Here is a 4,316-nt window from a genome sequence, read left to right as displayed (position 1 = left end):
GCAGGTCGCTCGAAAGGGTCAGCCGTAGCGACTGCTTGCAGGTCGCTCGAAAGGGTCAGCCGACCGATCGAACGAGAACCGAAGGGACACACAATGTCCGAACAGACCACCGCTGGATCCGTCTCCGTCCTCGGCCTCGGGCCGATGGGCCAGGCCATGGTCCGGGCCTTCCTGGCTGCCGGTATCGAGGTGACGGCGTGGAACCGCAGCACCGACAAGGTCGATGCCATGGTCGGACTCGGCGCGAAGCGGGCCGCCACGGTCGCCGAGGCGCTGGACGCCAATGCGGTGAGCGTGCTCAGCCTCACCCACTACGCCGCCATGTACGACGTGCTCGGCCAAGCAACCGACCACCTGCAGGGCAAGGTGATCGCGAATCTGTCCTCGGATTCTCCGGAAAAGGCCCGCAAGGGTGCGGCCTGGGTGCGCGAGCACGGTGCGGAGTTCATCTCCGGCGGCGTCATGTCGGCGGGGGACAATATCGCGCATCCGGCGTCGTTCATCTTCTACAGCGGTCCCCAGCAGGTCTTCGACGCGCACGCCGAACTGCTGCGTCCGCTGAGCCCACCGGAATACCTCGGTGTGGACGACGGGCTCGCGCAGGTCTTCTACCAGGCCGGACTGATCATTTTCCATCCGTGGATGCTCGCCTTCGATCAGGCGCTCGCGGTGATCGAGAAGTCCGGTCACAGCATCGACCAGTTCCTGCCCTTCGCGCTGCGCTCGGCCGCTGCTTACCCGTACTTCATCGAGGATTTCGCGACCGCGGCGAAGGCGGGCGGCTGGGGCACCCTGGCCAGCCTGAAGATGATGGACGCTGGGGCGCAGCACATTATCGAGGCCAGCGAGGAGGTCGGCGTCGACGCGACACTCTCGCACGCGTCGCAGGGGCTGTGGCGGCGTGCCATCGCGGCCAGCGAGCAGGCGGGCAAGGCGGTTCCGGTGTACCAGCTGTTCGTCGGTCCGCGGGACTGAATCTCGGTGCCCTCGAGCCGAGTTCGTCCTCGACCACGGTCGTATCGGACTCCTCGAGCAGCCGTGCCAGCCGCACCCAGTAGACCGGTGTCTGCCGTGTCTTGCGGAATCGGCGGACGGTCTCGGTGGCAAGTCGCGTTTTCCCGATTCCGCCTGGTCTGATCAAGGTGATCAGGCGAGCCGAGTTCGCGAACCGTCGGGCTAATCGCCGACGACCCGCGCCGATTCGGCGGTGGAACCGAGTCGAGGGAACGGGCTGGTGGAGAAGATAACCTCCACCGCCACTTCGAAATACGCCGCGATCCGCAATGCGAGATGCAGGCTCGGACTGTATTCGCCGCGCTCGAGGTAACCGATCGTCTGATAGTGCACGCCGAGCGCCTCGGCCAACTCCCGCCGGGAGATGCCGCGCTCGGCCCGCAACATTGCGATGCGGTTGTAGATGACCTCAGTAGGCACGCTGAATCGCCCTCTCGCGGCGCGCCGCCACGCTCGACCCGGACTCGCGGCGTGCCATCCTACGCAGCACCGCCGGGGCCAGCAGCAACCCGGCCACCGCCCAAACGCCGAGCACGGCAATGGTTTCCAGATGCCGCCAGGAGTGGCCGAGTTCGATGGCGACCGCATCGCCGGGCAGCATCGCCGCGCGCATGCCGATGCCGACCCAGTAGACCGGGAACACCTGCGCGATGCCTTGTAGCCAGCCCGGCATCGAGGTGATCGGGTAGAAGATGCCGGAGATGCTGACAATGCCCATGACCGGCATCGAGAGGAACCCGATATTGCGGGGATTGCTGAACAGCGATCCGAGCACCGCGCCGGCCGGCATTGTCGCGATCATGCCGAGCGCGACAATGCCGATCAGGCTCAGCCAGGAGCCGACGCTGTCCATCGCGGTGCCGTCGACCAGGAAGAGCCCGGGTATCAATATCACCAGGAACGGGACGACCACCCAACCCGCGGTCGTAACGATCTTGCCGATCAGATAACCCACCATGCCGTTCGGTGTCGCCTTGGCGCGCAACAGTGTTCCGTCCTCGCGCTCCATGGTGAGCGCCTGGGCGATGCCGAACATGCCATTGAAGGCAACGAGCATGCCGAGGATGCTCGGCAGGGCCAGTGATCCGAGCCCGAGGCCGCTCGCCTGGAATTTCGCATCGCGCATGAAGAACAGCACGACGATCATGGCGACCGGCCAGAACAGCATGCTCCACAGGTCCTGGGGAGTGGTGAGCATTTGCCGCAACTCGATCAGTCCGCGCCGGGTTCCGGCCCGGACCGCGGCGTCGATCGGATTCATCGCGCGACCTCCTCCAGTGAATGGATCTCGGTGTCGAGCCTGCCGGATTCGTATTGCTGCACGAGCTTCATGTAGGTGTCCTCGAGCGAGGCGCGTCGCACCTCCAGTTCGCCTATCTCCTCGCCGTGCTGCCCGAACAGCTCGTAGACGAATTTGGTCGACTCGGTGGTGGTGTGCACGAATCGCTGTCCGTTGTGGGTCCACCGGATTTCGGCCTCACCCGCGATGCGACGCGATAATTCGTCGGCCGAGCCATCGGCGATGATCCGGCCACCGGCCAGGATCATGATGCGGTCGGCGAGCTTCTCGGCCTCGTCGAGATCGTGGGTGGTGAGCAGGATGGTGGTCCGGTCATCGGCGAGTTTATGGACCAGATCGTGGAATTCGCGTCGGGCCTGTGGATCGAAGCCCGCGGTCGGCTCATCGAGGAACAGCAGTTCGGGACGGCCGACGATGCCGATAGCGACATCCAAGCGGCGACGCTGTCCGCCGGACAGCGATCCGATCTTACTGTTCGCCTGTTCGGTGAGACCGACGGCGGCGATGAGTTCGTCGGTGTCCCAGGGCCGTTGGATCGTATCGGTGCGGTACGGCACGTAGTAGGTGCCGAGATGCGAAAGTAGTTCACGCACACGCCATTTCGCATGGTCGCGCCATGACTGCAGGACCACGCCGAGCCGGGCCCGCCAGGCTTCGTCACCGCGTGCGGGATCCGTGCCGAGCACCTCGACGCGGCCCGCGGAGCGCATGCGGAAGCCCTCCAGAATTTCGATGGTGGTGGTCTTGCCCGCGCCATTCGGTCCGAGCAGTACCAGCACCTCGCCCGGTCGCGCTTGGAACGTCACATTGTGCAGGACGTCGGTCGTGCCGTATCGCATGCGCAGCTTCTCGACGTCGAGCGCGACGCCGTCACCCAGAGTCATCTCATCCTCCCGTTGTGAGATCGGGATGATTCGTAGCATACCTACTACATCTCGCAACGACAATGCTGTTTTCAATCGTCGGCACGCGAGCTTCGCTCGAATATCACCTTCGAACTCGCTCCCGCCGCAACCGATCTCGCAAAACTGACCGTCATCTACAACGGCTCCACCCCTAGGGCCAAACCCTCGAAGGCATCAGCACCGGCTGGCCCGCCATCCTCTCCAACCTCAAACCCTCCCCGAAATCGAAACCCCCTCCCCACCCCTAACCCCCCGGGCCTGGACAAGTGATCACCATGCGCTGGTGCAGGCAAACGTCGAGAACACCCCTCCATGAGCGCATTCTCGTGAGTTTCAGGGAAGGAGAGAGCGGTGCTCTTGACTTGGGGTGGGGGGGCGTGGAACACTGATCTCAACAGAGAGCAGTGCTCACGAATAGGAGAGAACGATGGATGCCAGGACTCGTTACATTGGTCCCAGTGGGCTTGATCCGATCATGAATCGGGTTGCCAACTGGCTGCCTCGGCTTGGGATCAGCGTTATGGGGTCGCGGTTGTTGGCTGTGCGGGGGCGTAAGAGTGGGGAGTGGCGGACGACGATGGTGAATCTGTTGACCGATAGCGATGGCACTCGGTATCTGGTTGCGCCGCGGGGGCATACGCAGTGGGTGCGGAATTTGCGGGTTGCGGGGGGTGGTGAGTTGCGGCTGGGGCGCAAGGTTGAGGCATTTGCCGCGACCGAGGTGGCGGATGCGGACAAGGTGCCGTTGTTGCGGCTGTACCTGCAGAAGTGGGGGTGGGAGGTGGGGAAGTTCTTCGAGGGGGTTACCAAGGATGCCAGCGATGCGCAGCTGGCCGAGATCGCGCCTGGGTTCCCGGTTTTCCGGCTTGCGTAGTGCGACAGCGCAATTCGGTCGAACTCGAAGCGGTCAATGGTTGGCGTGACGCCGGGTGCGCGGAATGCGGCGTTGCGGGGGGCTATGCCGCTTGGCGGTCGGTCGAGCTGATCCGGCGCAACCGCCGCCTAGGAGACTGCTGAATAACTCGGTGTGTTGACCCGGCCCGTAGGGGCGGGTCAACGAGGATGGTGGGGTGCAGGGTGAGGGTGGTTCGGATCCG

The 4,316-nt window shown here is 64.3% G+C and carries 5 protein-coding genes; 2 read left to right on the top strand and 3 right to left on the bottom strand.

Features of this window, described 5'->3' with window-relative positions:
- The first annotated feature begins 93 nt into the window (after positions 1–93).
- A complete protein-coding gene (locus ABZW16_RS43180; RefSeq protein WP_354961960.1) occupies positions 94–975 on the top strand; it encodes an NAD(P)-binding domain-containing protein in 882 nt (293 codons plus the stop codon).
- A gap of 201 nt (positions 976–1,176) precedes the next feature.
- On the opposite strand, the gene ABZW16_RS43175 is transcribed toward ABZW16_RS43180, so the two are convergent.
- From ABZW16_RS43175 to ABZW16_RS43165, 3 genes are read right to left on the bottom strand one after another with little or no spacing between them, the layout of a single operon-like run.
- Positions 1,177–1,434, bottom strand: coding sequence for a helix-turn-helix transcriptional regulator (locus tag ABZW16_RS43175; RefSeq protein WP_354961959.1), 258 nt, complete (start codon positions 1,432–1,434; stop codon positions 1,177–1,179).
- The gene (locus ABZW16_RS43170) at positions 1,424–2,275 is read right to left on the bottom strand and encodes an ABC transporter permease (RefSeq protein WP_354961958.1); all 852 of its coding nucleotides are present in this window, start codon (positions 2,273–2,275) and stop codon (positions 1,424–1,426) included. The genes ABZW16_RS43175 and ABZW16_RS43170 overlap by 11 nt, the downstream gene beginning before the upstream one ends.
- Positions 2,272–3,198 (bottom strand): ABC transporter ATP-binding protein, encoded by a 927-nt coding sequence (locus ABZW16_RS43165; RefSeq protein WP_354961957.1) that lies wholly within the window; start codon positions 3,196–3,198, stop codon positions 2,272–2,274. The genes ABZW16_RS43170 and ABZW16_RS43165 overlap by 4 nt, the downstream gene beginning before the upstream one ends.
- A gap of 448 nt (positions 3,199–3,646) precedes the next feature.
- Here ABZW16_RS43165 and ABZW16_RS43160 point away from each other — a divergent pair, with 448 nt between their 5' ends.
- Positions 3,647–4,093: a nitroreductase/quinone reductase family protein gene (locus tag ABZW16_RS43160; RefSeq protein ID WP_354961956.1), complete on the top strand. Its 447-nt coding sequence runs from the start codon at positions 3,647–3,649 to the stop codon at positions 4,091–4,093.
- Positions 4,094–4,316: the final 223 nt, after the last annotated feature.

Source organism: Nocardia sp. NPDC004604 (assembly GCF_040609795.1).
Classification (GTDB): domain Bacteria; phylum Actinomycetota; class Actinomycetes; order Mycobacteriales; family Mycobacteriaceae; genus Nocardia.
Note: the sequence above shows the minus strand (reverse complement) of the source record. Positions and strands in the feature narration are given on the sequence as shown.

Bases quoted from the DNA above. Each gene is read 5' to 3' on its own strand.
- ABZW16_RS43180 (WP_354961960.1), top strand. From the start codon at position 94: ATGTCCGAACAGACCACCGCTGGATCCGTCTCCGTCCTCGGCCTCGGG.
- ABZW16_RS43170 (WP_354961958.1), bottom strand. From the start codon at position 2,275: ATGAATCCGATCGACGCCGCGGTCCGGGCCGGAACCCGGCGCGGACTG.
- ABZW16_RS43165 (WP_354961957.1), bottom strand. From the start codon at position 3,198: ATGACTCTGGGTGACGGCGTCGCGCTCGACGTCGAGAAGCTGCGCATG.
- ABZW16_RS43160 (WP_354961956.1), top strand. From the start codon at position 3,647: ATGGATGCCAGGACTCGTTACATTGGTCCCAGTGGGCTTGATCCGATC.